Source organism: Chryseobacterium sp. BIGb0232 (assembly GCF_024810195.1).
In the GTDB taxonomy this organism is placed as follows: Bacteria; Bacteroidota; Bacteroidia; order Flavobacteriales; family Weeksellaceae; genus Chryseobacterium; species Chryseobacterium pennae.
On the sequence record NZ_JANUEH010000008.1, the window covers coordinates 74,750 to 91,300 of the forward strand.

The 16,551-nt window shown below is 35.7% G+C and carries 17 protein-coding genes; 3 read left to right on the forward strand and 14 right to left on the reverse strand.

Annotation, left to right across the window (positions count from 1 at the left end):
* Positions 1-54: 54 nt before the first annotated feature.
* The 5 genes from M2372_RS17230 to M2372_RS17250 form a co-directional block, all read right to left on the reverse strand.
* Positions 55-1,668 carry a RagB/SusD family nutrient uptake outer membrane protein gene (locus M2372_RS17230; protein ID WP_123320093.1) on the reverse strand — a complete coding sequence of 538 codons (1,614 nt, stop codon included), beginning with the start codon at positions 1,666-1,668 and terminating at the stop codon, positions 55-57.
* 7 nt (positions 1,669-1,675) lie between these two features.
* Positions 1,676-4,663: a SusC/RagA family TonB-linked outer membrane protein gene (locus M2372_RS17235; protein WP_123319446.1), complete on the reverse strand. Its 2,988-nt coding sequence runs from the start codon at positions 4,661-4,663 to the stop codon at positions 1,676-1,678.
* Positions 4,664-4,742: 79 nt separating this feature from the next.
* Positions 4,743-5,564 (reverse strand): FecR family protein, encoded by an 822-nt coding sequence (locus M2372_RS17240; protein WP_185018802.1) that lies wholly within the window; start codon positions 5,562-5,564, stop codon positions 4,743-4,745.
* Between the two features lie 194 nt (positions 5,565-5,758).
* Positions 5,759-7,024, reverse strand: a complete 1,266-nt coding sequence (locus tag M2372_RS17245; RefSeq protein WP_123319448.1) for a histidine-type phosphatase — start codon at positions 7,022-7,024, stop codon at positions 5,759-5,761.
* A 108-nt stretch (positions 7,025-7,132) separates the two neighbouring features.
* On the reverse strand, positions 7,133-7,648 hold the full coding sequence (locus tag M2372_RS17250; protein WP_123319449.1) for an RNA polymerase sigma factor: 516 nt from the start codon (positions 7,646-7,648) through the stop codon (positions 7,133-7,135).
* Positions 7,649-8,112: 464 nt separating this feature from the next.
* Here M2372_RS17250 and M2372_RS17255 point away from each other — a divergent pair, with 464 nt between their 5' ends.
* Together M2372_RS17255 and M2372_RS17260 are read left to right on the forward strand one after the other, a co-directional pair.
* Positions 8,113-8,814, forward strand: coding sequence for an SMI1/KNR4 family protein (locus tag M2372_RS17255; RefSeq protein WP_259081107.1), 702 nt, complete (start codon positions 8,113-8,115; stop codon positions 8,812-8,814).
* A gap of 124 nt (positions 8,815-8,938) precedes the next feature.
* The gene (locus M2372_RS17260) at positions 8,939-9,358 is read left to right on the forward strand and encodes an EamA family transporter (RefSeq protein WP_123319450.1); all 420 of its coding nucleotides are present in this window, start codon (positions 8,939-8,941) and stop codon (positions 9,356-9,358) included.
* A gap of 127 nt (positions 9,359-9,485) precedes the next feature.
* Here the strand turns inward: M2372_RS17260 and M2372_RS17265 are convergent, their stop codons facing one another.
* The 7 genes from M2372_RS17265 to M2372_RS25665 form a co-directional block, all read right to left on the reverse strand.
* Complete coding sequence (locus M2372_RS17265) at positions 9,486-10,430, reverse strand: diguanylate cyclase (protein WP_228455709.1); 945 nt, start codon at positions 10,428-10,430, stop codon at positions 9,486-9,488.
* A gap of 190 nt (positions 10,431-10,620) precedes the next feature.
* A complete protein-coding gene (locus M2372_RS17270; RefSeq protein WP_123319451.1) occupies positions 10,621-10,938 on the reverse strand; it encodes a helix-turn-helix domain-containing protein in 318 nt (105 codons plus the stop codon).
* 111 nt (positions 10,939-11,049) lie between these two features.
* Positions 11,050-11,478, reverse strand: coding sequence for a transposase (locus M2372_RS17275; protein WP_123319452.1), 429 nt, complete (start codon positions 11,476-11,478; stop codon positions 11,050-11,052).
* 120 nt (positions 11,479-11,598) lie between these two features.
* Positions 11,599-12,858, reverse strand: a complete 1,260-nt coding sequence (locus M2372_RS17280) for a hypothetical protein (protein ID WP_148060754.1) — start codon at positions 12,856-12,858, stop codon at positions 11,599-11,601.
* Positions 12,859-13,419: 561 nt separating this feature from the next.
* Positions 13,420-13,968, reverse strand: coding sequence for a hypothetical protein (locus tag M2372_RS17285; protein WP_148060755.1), 549 nt, complete (start codon positions 13,966-13,968; stop codon positions 13,420-13,422).
* A gap of 131 nt (positions 13,969-14,099) precedes the next feature.
* Entirely contained in the window at positions 14,100-14,240 is a 141-nt protein-coding gene (locus M2372_RS25660; protein ID WP_123320096.1) for a WG repeat-containing protein, read from the reverse strand.
* Between the two features lie 18 nt (positions 14,241-14,258).
* Entirely contained in the window at positions 14,259-14,441 is a 183-nt protein-coding gene (locus tag M2372_RS25665) for a WG repeat-containing protein (RefSeq protein WP_123320097.1), read from the reverse strand.
* Between M2372_RS25665 and M2372_RS17290 the strand changes: the two genes are divergently transcribed.
* Positions 14,404-15,600 carry a winged helix-turn-helix domain-containing protein gene (locus M2372_RS17290; protein WP_123319455.1) on the forward strand — a complete coding sequence of 399 codons (1,197 nt, stop codon included), beginning with the start codon at positions 14,404-14,406 and terminating at the stop codon, positions 15,598-15,600. The two genes, M2372_RS25665 and M2372_RS17290, sit on opposite strands and share 38 nt — an antisense overlap.
* Before the next feature lie 65 nt (positions 15,601-15,665).
* Here the strand turns inward: M2372_RS17290 and M2372_RS17295 are convergent, their stop codons facing one another.
* Positions 15,666-15,998: a helix-turn-helix domain-containing protein gene (locus M2372_RS17295; protein ID WP_123319456.1), complete on the reverse strand. Its 333-nt coding sequence runs from the start codon at positions 15,996-15,998 to the stop codon at positions 15,666-15,668.
* A 42-nt stretch (positions 15,999-16,040) separates the two neighbouring features.
* Positions 16,041-16,505: a transposase gene (locus M2372_RS17300; protein ID WP_228455710.1), complete on the reverse strand. Its 465-nt coding sequence runs from the start codon at positions 16,503-16,505 to the stop codon at positions 16,041-16,043.
* Between the last annotated feature and the right edge of the window lie 46 nt (positions 16,506-16,551).

A 16,551-nucleotide genomic window follows, 5' to 3' on the forward strand; every position in this document is an offset into this window, starting at 1 on the left:
AAAACTTCTGAGCTTAAAGGTTTTTGAAACTTTCCCGCTTTATTTTTAAATTAATTAATAACCGGCATTCTGGGTTAAATTAGGATTGGCTGTAATATCTGCAGATGGAATTGGGAAAATATTGAATTTTGAATCCACCGCTTTGCCGTCTTTGGTATTTCCTTTCCAGCTCCATACATAATCTCCGGATGTGAATTTGTTGAAACGGATCAGATCGGTTCTTCTGGTTAATTCCCAGGAAAGCTCTCTTGATCTTTCATCTAAAATAAAATTCAGATTCAGATCGGAAGAAGAAATCGCTCCGGCTCCGTTGCTGTAAGCCCTATTTCTGACTACATTAATATTACTAAGCGCAGATGAATTATTCCCTACTCTGAAATACGCTTCAGCAGCTGTTAAATAAGCTTCTGAAAGACGGAACATTGGAAAATCTGTATCTACATAGGCTGCGTCTGATCCTGCTTTTCCGGTTTTGTCTACATTTCTCCATTTGGTAAAGGCATATCCGTCCTGGAAAGTTCCCGGAAGAGCTGCAATTTCTTTTTTATGTCCCACATTAAAGATCAATGCTCTGGTATCCCCTTTTGTAAATGCATTAGGATCTGAAGTATTGAAATTTTGATCTGCAGTCTGGAATTTATTCACAAACTCCGGACGCAAACGAATATTCCCCCAGCCTCCTGAAATTCCCATATTCAGGTAATTCAGCATGGTACCCCCGGTTTGTGCCAATACATAAAAGGTAGTTCCGCCATAGGTTTTGGATTTTACCCCATCCATATTCAAAGACCAGATAATTTCCGGAGAGGTATTGTTGTCTGCAAGGAAGTTATAAAGGTATTTGGGAGATAAACTGTAGTGACTTTGGATCACTTTTTCAGCATATTCTGCAGCTTTAGTCCATTGCGCCGATTTTATGTAGACTTCTGCATTCAGATATAGTCTTGATAATAGAAAATCAGCAGCTGTTTTATCTACTCTTCCATATTCATTGGTTACCGGGAGAATTGTTTCAATCTCTTTCAATTCTTTTTCTATATAAGCATACAAGTCACCAGGCATGATCTGTTTAGGTAAAAACTGAGGATCCTGCTTGTCTGCATCTGTTACAAACGGAACTTTTCCAAATGTGTCTAATAATACCCAATAGGAATAAGCTCTCAGAAAACGGGCTTCTCCTCTGAAATAGGCGACTTCCTGTTTAAATTTGGGGTCGGTGTGTCCTCTTCCCTGTAGTTTTTCATCTGTAGTCTGTCTTAAAAACTCATTGGTATATCCAATAATCTGGTACAATCTCGCATAGTATCCATTCAGAATTGCAGTATTAGAATCCCAGCTGTTGGTTGCCATTTGTCTTAATCCATTGGTTTGTGAACCCATAATAGCTTCATCCGTTGTCAGAACCTGAACATAGAAAGCCAAACGGATAAATGAGCTGTAGCCTTCATCAAAATTTCCCATATCCGGATCTCCTGTAGGCCCCTGCTGTCCACTAAGACATAAAGCAGCATAACATTTGGCTAAAACTCCTTTATAGTTATCAGGATTGGAATATACCTGTTCTGTGGTCACGATATTCGGATCAATGGGCTCTGTATCCAGATCTCCAACACATGAACTCACCGTAAAAAGTAATAGTATAAGAGGTATTATATATAAACGTTTCATATTCAAATTATTTAAAATTAACATTTAACCCAAAAAGGAATGAACGGGGTCTGGAATACATATTATTATCAATTCCCAAATACACTTCAGGATCCAGACCGCTATACTTTGTAATCACAAAAGCATTCTGAACAGAAAAGCTGACTCCCAGATCAAATTTATCACTGATATTCTTAAATGTACGCCCTAATGTCATATTATCCATTCTGAAGAACGATGCATTTTCAAGGAAGAAATCAGAGTAAAGCTGTAGATTTTCAAAGCCCTGCTCTGCGGTATAGCTTAAAATATTGGAATAGGTTCCGTTTCCGGAATAGGTTTTAGTTTTATAATCCTTGGACTTGATATTGTTATACACATAATTTCCAAAATTAGCATGCCCGTTGAATCCGAAATACCAGTCTTTATAGCTTAGTTTAGAAGAGATTCCTAAATAGGATTTCGGCATTGGGCTTTTATCTTTTACGAGACCGCCTTTATATTTTCCTTCAATAGGTTTTCCGTTAGCATCATACTCCTGTTCATACAGATAAAAAGTATAAGGAGAAAAGCCTACAGAATGAACCTGAATGGTTCCGGCCGTAGAGCCTGAAACATTTCCGATGTTCACCCCGTAATTCGGATTATCAACAAGGGTAAGCTTTGTAATTTCCGATGTATTGAAGGTAAGGTTCATATCCAGATTCCATTGCCAGTTTCCTTTTTTAACAGGAATGGTATTCAATGTAAGCTCCAGCCCTTTGTTTTCCATGGAACCGATATTGGTGAAGATCATATTGGTAAGATTAGAACCTGCTGCAACCGATATTTTATTCAAAAGATCATCAGTAGTTCTTTTATAAACCTCCACAGACCCTGAAATTCTGTTTTTTAGAATTCCGAAATCTAATCCCAGGTTATAAGTAGAAGTGGTTTCCCATTTCAGATTAGGATCATATCCATTGGGACGAATCGTTTGATAGAATTGATCTCCAAACTGATATAAAGCCTGGGAATCACTGTAGGTATAAGTCTGCATCCATTCATAATCTCCACCAATATCCTGCTGCCCTGTTTTACCATAACTCAGTCTTAATTTCAGATCGGAAAAAAAATTACTGTCTTTAAGAAAATCTTCTTCCTTGATCTTCCAGGCAAAAGCTGCAGAAGGAAATAGTCCCCAATGATTATCCTTAGCAAAACGGGATGAACCGTCATTTCTAAGAGTAGCGGTAAAAAGATAACGGTCATTGAAACTGTAGTTTAAACGTCCATAAAATGAAACAAGAATATATTCAGATTTCGGAAGAATACTTTTATAGATTTTGTTTCCTGTAATATTGGTCTGGTAATCATTATAACTTTTCCAGAACCTTTGCCAGGAATATCCGCCCATCACATCAAATTTATGTCTGCCTAATGTCTTGGAATAATTGGCATAAGCATCAAACTGCAGATTGCTTTTCTTCTGGGTATAATTCTCCATAAGTCCCTGACCGTCATTTCCGATAGAAGTCCAGGCAAGCGGTGCATTGTCCGGGACGAAGATATTACCTTCGCTTTTTAAAATATCAAACCCTGTATTAAGATTTAATTTCAGGTCTTCAAACCCATGAATTTTATAGTCCAGCTGTATGTTTCCGATATGTCTGATTACTTTTGACTGATCTGTTCTCAGATCAAGCATTGATACAGGATTTGCCCCGGCCTGAGTAATAGGTCTTCCGGAAGCATCCGTCCAGATAAAATACCCCAGTCCATATGGCGTTGAATGATCAAAAACCGGACGTGTAGGATCAAACGATACCGCTCCACTGGCAGGGTTGGAAATAAAGTCGTTATTTTCTATGCTTGGTTTATAGTTTAGGTTTACATTTAAGTGTTTATCAAAAAACGAAGGATTCAAAGCTAAACTCAGGTTCATTCTTTCGTAAGCATTTTTTCTGATGATCCCTTCCTGATTGGTATATCCTAATGATAAACGATATGGAATATCCTTTACAGAACCTGTCATACTGAAGTTCTGATCGTTGCTTACAGCTGTACGGTATATTTCTTTCTGCCAGTTGGTGTCATTAATTCCCAGACCATTAATCACGGCAGCATTTCCTGCATATTGATTTTTTATAAAACTCCTGTATTCATCACCATTCAATACATCCAACATTTTGGGATTGTAGCTCACCTTGGTATTGGATGAGTATTGATAACGCGTTTTCTTACTGCCTTTCTTGGTGGTAATAATAATTACCCCGTTGGATGCCCTTGATCCATAAATCGCTGTAGAAGAGGCATCTTTCAGAACGGTATAGCTTTCTATATCATTGGGATTAATCATTCCCAGGATATTGCCTGATCCTGAAGTGGAAGAATTATCTATCGCAATCCCATCAATAACGATAAGTGGATCATTACTTGCTGACAATGAAGATCCCCCTCTGATCCTGATTGCAGAACCGGCTCCTGGTGCTCCTCCGGGAGAAATAATATTAACACCAGCGGCTTTTCCCGTTAATGCATCCTGCGCGGAAACCGGGTTTCCGTTATTTTCAGCATCCATTTTTACCGTAGTAAGAGATCCTGTAGCATCGGATTTCTTAACTTTTCCATAGCCGATCACAACAACTTCATCAATCTTATTTTCCTTCACCGTAACGGTATCTTTTGCCATGGAAATAGCTTTACTCGGAACAACGGCTTTTATAGAGGTTTTCCTCAACATTACAGTATTGTTCCTGATCTCATATTCTACAGGATAATATGTTTTAAGGTATTTCAATGAAGCATCCAGTGATGAATAATTTACTCCACTCTCATCCACAAGAATATCTTTAAAATCTGTGCTGGAGTAGAAAAAAGGCACTTTAGAAGATTTACTGAGCTTATCAAAAACCTTAGCAATGGACACCTTTTTTTGTTTTGCCTGTGTAGCCGGAGGCTGTTGTGTAGTTTGGCCATAAGCCACTGGAAGTCCCATCGCAACCAGAAATGTCACGGAAATTATTGTTTTTTTCATAAATTTGGGAATAACTTTATTAGACTTTAGCGAGTTAAATAGTTAATCGGCATCAATAACCCTCATTATTGGTGCTTTTTTATTTTAGTTGTATCTCTTTATCGGATTTTTTTTCTGTTTTAAGATTAAACGGATAGCAGATGGCAGATAAAACCTCGTTCAGATTCCCTGAGAAAGATCCTTTGATTCTCTTTTCTCCATATTCTTTTGGGTATTCTATTTTAATATTATACACCTGTTCCAGCCCTGTTACAATATTTTTAAGTGTTTCATCCTCAAATGAAAATTCTCTTTTTGCATCAACAGCATAATAAAAACGGGCAGGCTTTTCAATATTTTTATTCCAGGACTGGTTAGGTAATAAATAGGTGATCTTCCCCTGATGATCTACCTTTACTTTTCCCTCAAAAAGTTCTACCTTTTCCTTTCCATTGGTCTGATCCAGGAAAAATTTTGTTCCCAGTACCTGTACTGTAAAATCTTTTGCATTGATTCTGAATGGACGGGTCTTATCTTTTGCAATATCAAAGGTTGCCTTACCAGTGAATGTAATTTTTCTGTCTGATTTCCCAAAATCGGAAGACAATACAAGTGTACTGTGCGGTTCCAGAACAATATGACTTCCATCAGGGAGATCAATACGCTTTGTAAAATCTGAACTGGCATAAGTCTGAACTGTACCCTGTTCTGCCACAGAAGAAGACTCAGATGGATTGTAGAAAAACAGACCAATCCCCACTACAGCTGCTGCAGAAGCAGCCCAAAAGATATTTTTCAGGTTTCTTCCGGTCTTGATCTTACGTTCAATTCCAGACTTAATCCGTGCATCAGTAAGCTGATCCATTTGCTGGTTTTCCCTGTAGGTTTCTTCCCAGCTTTTTTTGAAATCTTCGTCTTCCATGTTGTTCATATTTAGTATTACGCAGAAAAATTAAATCGTCAACCTTTTTTAGAAAATATTTTTAAAATTTTATACATTTTTATGTTTTGAACGGGAGTAGGATCTTCTTACCGTCATTTCGTTGAGAGATTCTTCAGTCCGTTTCATTCAGAATGATAAATGACTTTTTTTGAAACCACAAAAGATTAAGCATTTTAATGAGTTCCTACAATATTCTCTAAATACGGTTTAACCTCTGTCCATCGATAGTATGGGAAACTGTCGGTTTGTAAAGGAATATGAACTTCATTTTCATTATGAAGAAACTTAACCAGAATATCATTCTTTTTGTTTTTATAGAAGATCAATTGTAAATTAGCTGCCATAGGTGCTGCCTGGAAGGTGTTCCAGACTTTATAGACTTCTTTTGGATCGGTTTCTTCTTTATTCATTCCTTCAATATTCAGAAGGGCCAGTAAAGGCGTAATATTCCCATCATGTCCGAACCTTAAAGAAGCTCCGTTTTTATTATTTTTAATATAATCTTCTGCTTCATCCAACATGTTTTTCACCAATGGAATAGAATTATTCTTCACTAATCCTTTACTCAACGGTGACGGACCATCATTCACATAAGTCTGATAATTGATGGCCTGATAAATATTGAATAATTCGTCTTTTGTAAATAAATCATAGAAGGAAATATCCGTTTCAAGGTTCTGCATATCGCTGGCAATCCAGTAGAAGGCTTCTATAACTCTTTCGGGATTGATGTTTTTATAGATATATTCGTCATTATTGAAAAGGTTTTTGATAAATCTGTCAGACTTCATATTCTCTGTTCTGAACTTTCTTTTTTCCTCCTGCCAAAAGTTATCTGCTGCACGGAAATCAATAGATTCTTTGGTATGATGATTCAGATACTTCATATATTTATCCGAAGATTCCATACTGACCTGAAGTTTAGGATTGTTGGCTATCAGCTCATTCGTAAAGTTGGCCATACTCAGAATACATCTTGGGACTACTGTTGATTTTGCAGTAACTACAGCATTTTTTTCAAATGCTTTAGGATTGTTCTTAAACATTCTTTGTGAGATCTGTTTGTGCTGTAATGCTCCCAGTTCTGTAAGATCTCCGTTGTGGCCTTCCGCCTGAATCCATATTCTTTTCAACCTATCCAAAGCAGATTTCCCCTGTTCGGTTAATGCATTATTATCGGCTGCTTTTTGTAATACTCCCATCACTCCGGAAAAATCTTTATCATTGATCAGCCATCTTGAGCCATGTCTTCCGTAATGACTGATGTAGAATGATTCATATCCTGCCGGAGCCGGTGTTTGTTTATGGGATGGTGTTGGATAAGCATAATATACTCCGCCGGTAGTTTTGATATCCGAAAAAATTTCTTCTTTCGTTGTCTGGGCTTGGGTTGAGAAAAATGCTGATACCAATACAAGCAGTAATGTTGTCTTTTTCATAGTAAACTCTTTTTAGTCGGTTGAAATTCAGCTTCAGCAAACGAAACTGAAAATATGATTTTGCATAATCATACTTACTATTACGCAAGAGTAGTGAAATCGTCAACCCTAAAAAAAGCTTTTTATAAAAATTAAGAGTGAAAAAAACAGATTGAGATGGGTTTTCAGAAGACTTAATACCTTATTAACATGTTTAGCCACGGCGTTTTTAGAAATACTGTGTTCCTTGGCTATCTGCGAATAGCTTTGTCCTTCTACTTTATGCTTGAGAAAGAATGCCTTGCTTTTTTCAGGCATTTGATGGAGTAATTTTTCGATCTGTTCCGTATGTTGTTGGTAGTCTTCTTCGTCTTCCTCCTCTTTTACCACTTTCAGATGATTTTCTTCCTGAAGATCCGAAAAAGCGAGTTTATTTTTTCTGTAGAAGTTCGAAATTTCCTGCTTGGCTGTTTTAAAGATGATGGCTTCCCTGTTTTTCTCCAAAACATCCCGGTACTTCCATAAATGGACAAAAATATCCTGCACAACATCTTCAATATCTTCTCTTCCATGAATATATTTTTTCACGAAAAAAAAGACCTGATGCTTGTATTCATCATATATTTTTTCAAATAATGGCTCCACAGAAAATTAGAAATACAGTAATGCTCCAAATATATAAAAAATAAACTTTAGACAAATTTTATGACTCTGTTATCGTTCTGACCCCATTAAAAGATTGAAAATATTTAACTATTTAAGCGTTTTATTAATATTTTTTTTCTTGACAAAAACTTGCATTATCATCTTATTCTCATAGACGCAAAGTTGATTTTTAATTATGCTAAAATTTAAGTGAGCTAAGAGATTAATCGATTTTCAATCGATTGATGAAGCATATTACCATTAGCTTAAGTCAAGATCTAGTCGAAATCTTTGCTCACTTAAAATATTAAACTTTATAAATAAAATCTTTGCGTTAATTTATTAATAATGATAAGTTCTATAAAGTTTAAAATACGATGATTATTTAGTATAAAAACAGAGAAAGGTATCTCTGATCAAATAAAAAACTGCAAATTTGCTTCTATTCAACAAAAACATTTACCATGGACATGAATTATCTCGAAAAAATAAAACGTTTATATCAATTATCTAACGAGGATCATTCTGGTTTTTCTGAAACAGAAATTACAGAAGCAGAACAAGCTCTGGACTTTAAATTTCCGGCAGTTCTTCGTGAATATTATCTGAGCATAGGTAAAAACGAAGCAATTAATCATTCTCACAACAGGCTTCTGAGTCCCAATGCCATTTATTTTACAGAGGACCGACATCTTATTTTCTATGAAGAGAATCAAGGAGTTGTACAATGGGGAATTAAAGAAGCAGATCTTTCTCTTGAAAATCCTTCGGTATGGGGAAATTATGATACGGTGTACGAATCCGACTGGCAGCAGGAAACAAAAACACTGGAAGATTTTTTTCTATCTATGTCTGTATACAACGGAACTCTTGGCGGACTTTTTTATAATGCCAATTCTTTTTCACCAGTAGATATAGAAACAGTGAAACTTATACAGCAAAGCTGGTCTGAAATTCCTGAAATTTCCTGGGAAAGGCAAAAGATTTATACAGATGACTATTTTGAGGTCATCAGTCTTTCATTTGATGAAGCGGATCAATGTACTGCTATCTTCGTAGGTACCTCTATAGAAGAAAGGTTTGAAAGAATACTGGATATTTCCGGTATTGACTGGTCGTATATTTCCTATGAAGATATGGACGGAGAGTATGAAGAGGAAGATTAATAAATGAGATATTTTAGGTTAAGATTAAACTTTAAGATCAAGGAAAAACTCAATATTATTTTGTAGATTAGATTAAGATATTTGGGAGTGCTGTTATTTTAACCAATCATTTAAAACTATACATATGTGGTGGGTATACGCAATTCTTTCAGCATTTTTTGCTTCGCTGACAGCCATTTTTGCCAAAGTTGGTATCACAGGAGTGAATTCGAACCTGGCTACGGCTATCAGAAGTGTCATTATCTTACTGGTAGCATGGGGTATTGTTCTGGCACGAAGTGAATATAAAGGTATCCCAGCCCTTTCCCGCCATAATCTCATTTACCTTGTCGTTTCCGGTCTTGCTACGGGTTTATCATGGATCTTTTATTTTAAGGCTTTGCAGGTGGGTAAAGTTACCCAGGTGGCTCCTCTAGATAAATTAAGCGTTGCTTTAACAATTGTTCTTTCTGTTATATTTCTTGGGGAATCTCTTACTTTAAAAACAGCTATCGGAACTTTACTGATTATTATTGGAACGGTGGTTTTGATCTTTGAACAATGATTCTTATTTGATGGAGACTTAAACACCAGGTTTGCAGGAGAATGATTGAAATTTTTTATTTTTGCAAGCAAAATCATTTCGTTCAGTAAAAAAAGCAATTAAGATTTTATTAGTAGTATTATCCTATTTATACCGTATCAATCCACTTATAGAGATCAATATCAGCAGAAATCCCAAACGATTTTCTGAGTCTGCTTTTTCTGGTCTGAATGGTTCGAACCGCAAGGTGATTGTATTCTGCAATATCTTTTGTTGTGAAACCAAGTTTAATCAAGGCGCAAAGCTTAAATTCATCGGTACTCATATCAGGGTTAAGTTCCATCAGGTTGTCATACAGACTGGGAAACATCTGCTTTACTTTCGGAATAAAGGCAATATCATCATTCATGGCCAGCTTTACAATACTTTCCAAATCTATTTCATCTTTGTTGTTGAGTTTAGCTCTCATATCAGTAATAATCTTCTCACTTCTCATAGCCTGCTGATATAATTTCACAATTTTGAATTGTTTTGAAAGTATAAAATATCCCAAAATACTCACTCCTAAAAACACCTGCAGAAAAGTAATCAGTCTCTGATTTTCTGAAAACAGTACATTATCTGCTCCTTCAATGGTAAATATCCTGAAATCATAGTAATGACTGATGCTGAAAAGAATAAGTGCCGTAAGATAAACGATCAAATTATACCAGACTGTTTTTTGGGAATTAAAAATAAACAGTGAAGCCAGCATAATGACAAAATAATATAATGACAGGCCATTTTCAAAGCCTGTGGTAGATGAAAAAAAGAAGATCAGAAATAAAAAAAGCTCCAGACTAAACAATGTCACAAAATGATTGTAACGTACTTTTGTAAAGAAAAAAAGGAAAAGATAAAAGATTCCCAATGCTGATAAGACAAAAAAATTGACCTTTAAACCAAACAAAAGGTCTCTACATCCGTTAAATATCAGAACTGCTCCAATGGAAAATGCAAATAAATTCATTCTCTGTGCTTCAATAAGCTCAAGCGGACCTGTATTGGGAGCAATATGCCTATTCGCTATATAATCCCAGATTTTACGAAACATAATTTATAAATATTTAGCAAAAACATAAAATTCAATACAAAAATAAATAAAATGCTTTTATATTTTATTTAAATAATCAATTTTGATTAAAAATACATTTTCAAATATTCTCTGTTGGTAATATCTATCACGCTCCTCCAACTTTCCTTATTTATATATAAAAACTTCTGAGTGTTATAGAAATATCTATTTACATCAAAAAGATTTTTCTCCATTTTGCAATGGTATTGCGGCTTAGTTTAAAATGAAGGGCCAACTGAGTATTGTTGAGCATATTTTCTTTCTGATAATCCAGAATCTTCAGAATATCAGTTTTTTTATAAGAACGGTATTGGCTACTGTATTTTTCAGAGGTTCCAAAAATAATAGTATTAATCTTCAGAATGTCTAAAGCTAAAAGTTCATTTTTCGAGAGTAAATATTTACACAGATCATATTTGTCCGGATATTTACGTGTAATGATGTCTTTGTAGATCTGTTTAAAGTCAGGTTGTTTATATTTTTCCATATTGTGTTGCAATATATTGACGGATTACTCTTTCGGTAAAAGCATCAAAGTCTCTTTTAAGTTATTAAAATGAGTTCCATGATTTCCCTGCCAACAAAATCTTATAACAATTTACCGGCTGTATTTCCCAATCCATTTATGAAGAGTTGTTTTAGGAATTTTATATCGTATAATAATTTCTTCCTTCGTCATTTCACCATTTTTTATCTGTTCAAGAATAAAATCTATGACTTCCCGGGTATAAATATTTTTTCGAAACCGGGGCAATACTGTTTTTCTCTCTTCCGATGGTATAGTCTTTATTTTAGGTGAAGCCGGAGCATAAAGAATTAAATGTTGAGTATAGATTCTGAAAAAATCATATTCCAGAAGCTTGCTCCATTTCAATACAATTTCGGTATCCAGACTGCTGCAGGTATACATTTTACCGACCTCTTTTTCTGTACAGTGAAGAAAATTACAGATACGGGATAATTCTATATTGCTTTCGGAAACAGCATTCTCGATCAGATTTCCTATATGAATGTTTTTATAATTCATACTGCTTTTTATTTCAAATGTTCAATCAATTCCGTCAAAGGATGTCTTGAGGCTCTTTTATTTTATCAGGCTGAATATTTTAAAGGTTCCGGCGGGGCTCCGCCCCGCCGGAATCCAATATTAAGAAGACATTCTTTGTGCTGTAATATGAATACGTCTGATGTTATTGGCAGGGATTGTATCATTTAAGTTATCTACATAAACAAAAATGGTCAAGCGATACCAAACTCCATCAACAGCCAGATCTATAGTTTCTATTTCCTGAGAATCATCGGAACTGTTTGTAGAATTTATAGGTGTGGAGCTGCTGTTCATATTATCTCCCCAGTTAAGGTAAATTCCATTATCTGTTTCTACATATCCTCCCGGAGCAACTAAAATATTAGCACGGCGGAAGCGGTCTACACTGGATAATGCAGCATACCACATTTTAACATTACTGGAAGATACATTCACTAATCGGGGATTGTAAGTCACCCCACCCGATCCTGTATTGGAGCTGGACCAAAAGCTAAGATCCAGTCTAACTTTTCCTCCTAAAATAGGTGGATTCGGAATCATCGTACTTAACAAACCTGTTGTAGTTGCAGGAACTTCGTATGTGAAGAACTGATATTCTCCCGGACTGAGCTTTTTACCTCCGCCTACTTCTGCATTACATGTCTGCCCGCCAATAGAAACAGGGAATACCGTTGTATTAGGGCTGGATACTGTGGGAGTTCCGGAAACAGTATAAATTAAAGTTCCTGCTCCCTGTACAAAATTCCCTTGTGTAATGGTTGCGGTAAGTCCGTTTACGGGCCCTAATGCCTGAGCTGCATATATTCCGCCGTTTCCTCCGGTATAAGGAACAGTCATTGTTCCCTGAAAAGGAGTTCCTGCAGTATATGTCAGCGGATCAAGATTAACATCAGTACATCTCAAGGCTCCTACGGTACCCTGTTGTAGTAAACGTCCGTCCAAAGGTCTCCATTGAGCACCATCCCAGTATACATATCCGGCATAAGTAAATGTGGATTGTGTCCCCAGATTATAAACCAACAGTCCGGTAGCTGGATTAGGAATTGTAGAAGAGTCGTTGTAAGCCGCCAGAGCTACTCTTGGTCCCAGAAAACCTTTCTGCTTTCCTGAGACTAACTGACTGACATTGAGCTCTAAAATTGCAGACAGGTCAGGGGATGTAGTTCCCACCCCTACACTTCCGTCAGCTGTTACTACAAAGTCATTGGCCTGCTGTAATGCCGTAGGGCTTCCTGTTGCATTATTGTCTTTTTTTCCATCAATATTAAAAATTCCCTGAGGATTAGGAGTATTGATGCCAACCTGTGAATAACTCATCGAGGAAACCATTATCACTAATGGTAGAAGATACTTTTTCATTCTGTGTTTATTGTATTTAAATTGAGTGTTAAAATGGTTTTAGCTAAAGAAGTTTTCTGTTACCTAGAACATACTGAGCTCTATTTTCATAACTCTAAACTGCTTTTTCTAAATACCTTTTGATCGATTAAAATTTCAATGCAAGATTAGAGTTATTCTGCCCAAAACCCAAGAAAATCTATACGCTACAGATACACTACAAACTTATAATCAGGTACGTCACAGATACGCTCGGCATCACAAAACAAACAACAACACACTAATAATGAGACAACTAAAATAAAACACGTGGATTTTTCAAAAATTCAGAGTATTTAAATTTTGAATTAAATAAAATGCTCCATGAAACTTATTTCATAGAGCATTTTATTCCATATATTTTATAAAAAGAAAATCTTCTAGGGAAAATCTTATTTAGGATTAAGAGAAGTATTATACTATTTTAAAATAGAGAAAATATTTATTTGAAAACTGTAGAAGAATTTTAGTTTTAATATCCTATTCTTTCAAAGTAATCAAGATTTGTTTTAGTCATTAAGACATCAAATGATCATTTTTTTACTACTCCCATTTCCAGGTTAATTCTTCATGATAAGGAATGTTCTGTTCTGCACATATGGAATGAAAGTAGTTCTTTAACCAGACAGGATCGGAAACCTGTGCTTTTGGAAAAATCAGATAATTTCCGGCATTCATTTTAATAAAGAAGTTTTCACCAGTTTCTGAGATCCATTCAAAATGGGTTATTGAATGTTTGGCTTCAAGCTGAGTATTTTTTATCAGGATATATTCTTTATTGAATTCTACGTTGAAGGTGTTGGCTTCACTGCTTTTATACTGATCTCCTAAAGCAATAGTTGTATAGTACCGTTTATAGTATCGGCTGGCAAATTTGGGATAAATCAGATAAAAAAGACCGCCCACAATAAGTATCGCTATGCCTAATATGGGTTCAAAAAACATCATCAACAGGCCGATTACCGCAATCATTCCGGCAAAAACATAGCCACTTACCTTTTTCGACTGTTTTACTTCATCTGATTTTGAGGCTTCATAAAGTAAACTGTCAAGCATTATTTTCTCATTAAAACTCAGCGTCATTGTATTCATGGTAGATTAATTAGTTTTTGTAGGATTATTAGATTCCATAAAAATACTAATCATATGCTTTATAAGCAACTATATTGGATTATCATTTATCAAAATAATTGCTTTTATCAGATTATTAAATAAGATCGTGCTTATGGTCTGGAAATAAAACTCCAGCGCAGATGGTTATTATACATTCCAAGAACAAGGCCTTTACCATCACTAAATTTATTGACTTCAGAAAAAGTAGGCTTAAATATCCAATCTCCCTTTTTATCAATATAACCGGTCAGTTTTCTCTGAGATCCGTTTTATTCTTTTTCAATGGTCGCTACCGCCAATCCTTCAGAAAAATCCCAAGCTTCATAAAACTTAAAATCAATGACCTTTTTTCCTGTTCTATCAATATATCCGATCTGTGACTGATTTAATTCAATACATTTGTATCCTATTGCTATGACAAAGATACCTGCATTACAAACACTACAGCTTATTACATTAGAGCGTCAGGGATTAACACAGACCACACCGTTCGGAACCGGAAAAGAGGCTGTGCTTACTACTCTGGAACGTCTTGCATATCTACAGATTGATACGTTGTCTGTGATAGAGAGGGCTCATCATCATACTTTATGGACAAGAATTCCTGATTTTAAACCCCATTATCTGGACGAACTGGTGGAAGAACGTAAAATATTTGAATACTGGTTTCATGCCGCCTCTTACCTTCCGATGCAGGATTTCCGGTATGCATTGCCACAAATGCTCCATGTAAAGCAAAGTGACTCCCATTATTATAATGCGGACAAAAAGGTCATGAAATATGTGATAGACACCATCCGGACAGAAGGTCCTAAAATGGCAAGGGATTTTGAGAGTAAAAAGAATAAAGAAGGAAGCTGGTGGAACTGGAAACCTGCTAAACTGGCTCTTGAACGGCTTTTTATGCAGGGCGACCTTATGATAAGTGGCCGAAGTGGTATGCAGAAAACCTATGACCTTACAGAAAGGGTATTGCCTTCATCCATTAATACCACACCACCTACTCCACTTGAACTAGCAGAATATCTGGTAAAAACAACTCTCCATGCCTATGGTTTTACTACTTTAAAACAAATCACCCATCTCAGGAAAGGTGATACCCTGAAAAAAAATGTGAATCTGGTCTTACAGTCTTTGCTTGAAAAGGGGGAAATACAGAAGGTTTCCGTTGAAGGGCTTTCTTCTGTTTTTATTCAGAGTGATTTGCTTGAAAGGTCTGATAATATAGCGGTTTCAGGTATCAGATTGCTGTCTCCATTTGACAATTCTATTATTCACCGTGACCGTGTGAAACAAATTTTCGATTTTGATTTCCGTCTTGAGTGCTATGTTCCTAAGGAAAAAAGGCAGTATGGTTATTTCTGTCTACCTATCTTATTTGGGAATACATTTATCGGAAGAGTGGATTGTAAAGCACACAGGAAAGATAAAAAACTTGAGCTGATTTCCCTACATATTGAGAATACAGACCTTCCTCCGGAACTTTGGATACCATCATTTGCTGATGCTGTAAAGCGTTTTGCATCCTTTAACGGCTGCGAATCACTACAACTGACCCAAGTGAGTCCATCAGGATTGAGAAAAGTAATCAATAAAGCTTTATCTGATTAATTGATAAACTATTATATTCATATAAAACCCTGCAGTTCTATGAGCTGCAGGATTTCACTTCTATTTTATTTCACAAGCTTTTCCAGCTTTCTCCATTTGGTAATGGTATTTCTGCTCATTTTAAAATGGCTGGCCAGCTGAGAATTGTTCAGACTGTTCTTTTTCTGAAACTCCAATACCCTCAAAATATCAGATTCGTTGTAGGCACGATGCCTTTGGGAACATTTTTCTTTGTTTTTATAAATCTGAGGAAAGATTCTCCGGTTAAGCTCCAGAATATCTGCCGTATCCAGATCTTTCTTTTTTAATAATTCTTTGCATTCATTTATTTTATTGGGGTGCTCACTTTGGAGCATATCCTGATAAATAATTTTATAATTGGGGCGGTTCATTTTCATGTCACAGTTTAATTTACGGTATGAAAAGAGTACAGAATGCTATTATTCAGATTCTTTAAGTTCACTATTATATTTATTCAGCCATTTGTGAAAGGTTGATTTCGGAATATTATATCTTTGATAAATTTCCTGTCTGGACATATTTCCGGAATTATACTGATTCAGCATAAAATCAATAATTTCCCTTGTATAAAGACTTTTTCTGAAGTTGGGCAATCCAGAATCTTCTTTAGACTGTTCTTTTTCCTGATCCGAACTACAGGGAGCATACAGAATGATATGCTGAGAATAAATTCGGAAGAAGTCGTATTCTAAAAGTTTACTCCATTTTAAAAGCATGTCAGAATCAATACTGCTGGAGATGTACATTTTTTCAATTTCTTCTGCTGTACATTTAAGAAAACCACATATCCTGAGCAAGCCCATCTTTTTCTCCCGAACCCGGATCTTAATCAGGTTTCCCATATGAATTTCTTTAAAATCTATCAATACATTGTGTTTTATCATCTTCAAATAAAATTTTATTCATCAACGTCCATTCAATCAGTACTCC

Bases quoted from the DNA above. Each gene is read 5' to 3' on its own strand.
- M2372_RS17290 (WP_123319455.1), top strand. From the start codon at position 14,404: ATGACAAAGATACCTGCATTACAAACACTACAGCTTATTACATTAGAG.
- M2372_RS17285 (WP_148060755.1), bottom strand. From the start codon at position 13,968: ATGAATACAATGACGCTGAGTTTTAATGAGAAAATAATGCTTGACAGT.
- M2372_RS17230 (WP_123320093.1), bottom strand. From the start codon at position 1,668: ATGAAACGTTTATATATAATACCTCTTATACTATTACTTTTTACGGTG.
- M2372_RS17235 (WP_123319446.1), bottom strand. From the start codon at position 4,663: ATGAAAAAAACAATAATTTCCGTGACATTTCTGGTTGCGATGGGACTT.
- M2372_RS17270 (WP_123319451.1), bottom strand. From the start codon at position 10,938: ATGGAAAAATATAAACAACCTGACTTTAAACAGATCTACAAAGACATC.
- M2372_RS17240 (WP_185018802.1), bottom strand. From the start codon at position 5,564: ATGGAAGACGAAGATTTCAAAAAAAGCTGGGAAGAAACCTACAGGGAA.
- M2372_RS17255 (WP_259081107.1), top strand. From the start codon at position 8,113: ATGGACATGAATTATCTCGAAAAAATAAAACGTTTATATCAATTATCT.
- M2372_RS17265 (WP_228455709.1), bottom strand. From the start codon at position 10,430: ATGTTTCGTAAAATCTGGGATTATATAGCGAATAGGCATATTGCTCCC.
- M2372_RS17295 (WP_123319456.1), bottom strand. From the start codon at position 15,998: ATGAAAATGAACCGCCCCAATTATAAAATTATTTATCAGGATATGCTC.
- M2372_RS17300 (WP_228455710.1), bottom strand. From the start codon at position 16,505: ATGATAAAACACAATGTATTGATAGATTTTAAAGAAATTCATATGGGA.
- M2372_RS17245 (WP_123319448.1), bottom strand. From the start codon at position 7,024: ATGAAAAAGACAACATTACTGCTTGTATTGGTATCAGCATTTTTCTCA.
- M2372_RS17260 (WP_123319450.1), top strand. From the start codon at position 8,939: ATGTGGTGGGTATACGCAATTCTTTCAGCATTTTTTGCTTCGCTGACA.
- M2372_RS17275 (WP_123319452.1), bottom strand. From the start codon at position 11,478: ATGAATTATAAAAACATTCATATAGGAAATCTGATCGAGAATGCTGTT.
- M2372_RS17280 (WP_148060754.1), bottom strand. From the start codon at position 12,858: ATGAAAAAGTATCTTCTACCATTAGTGATAATGGTTTCCTCGATGAGT.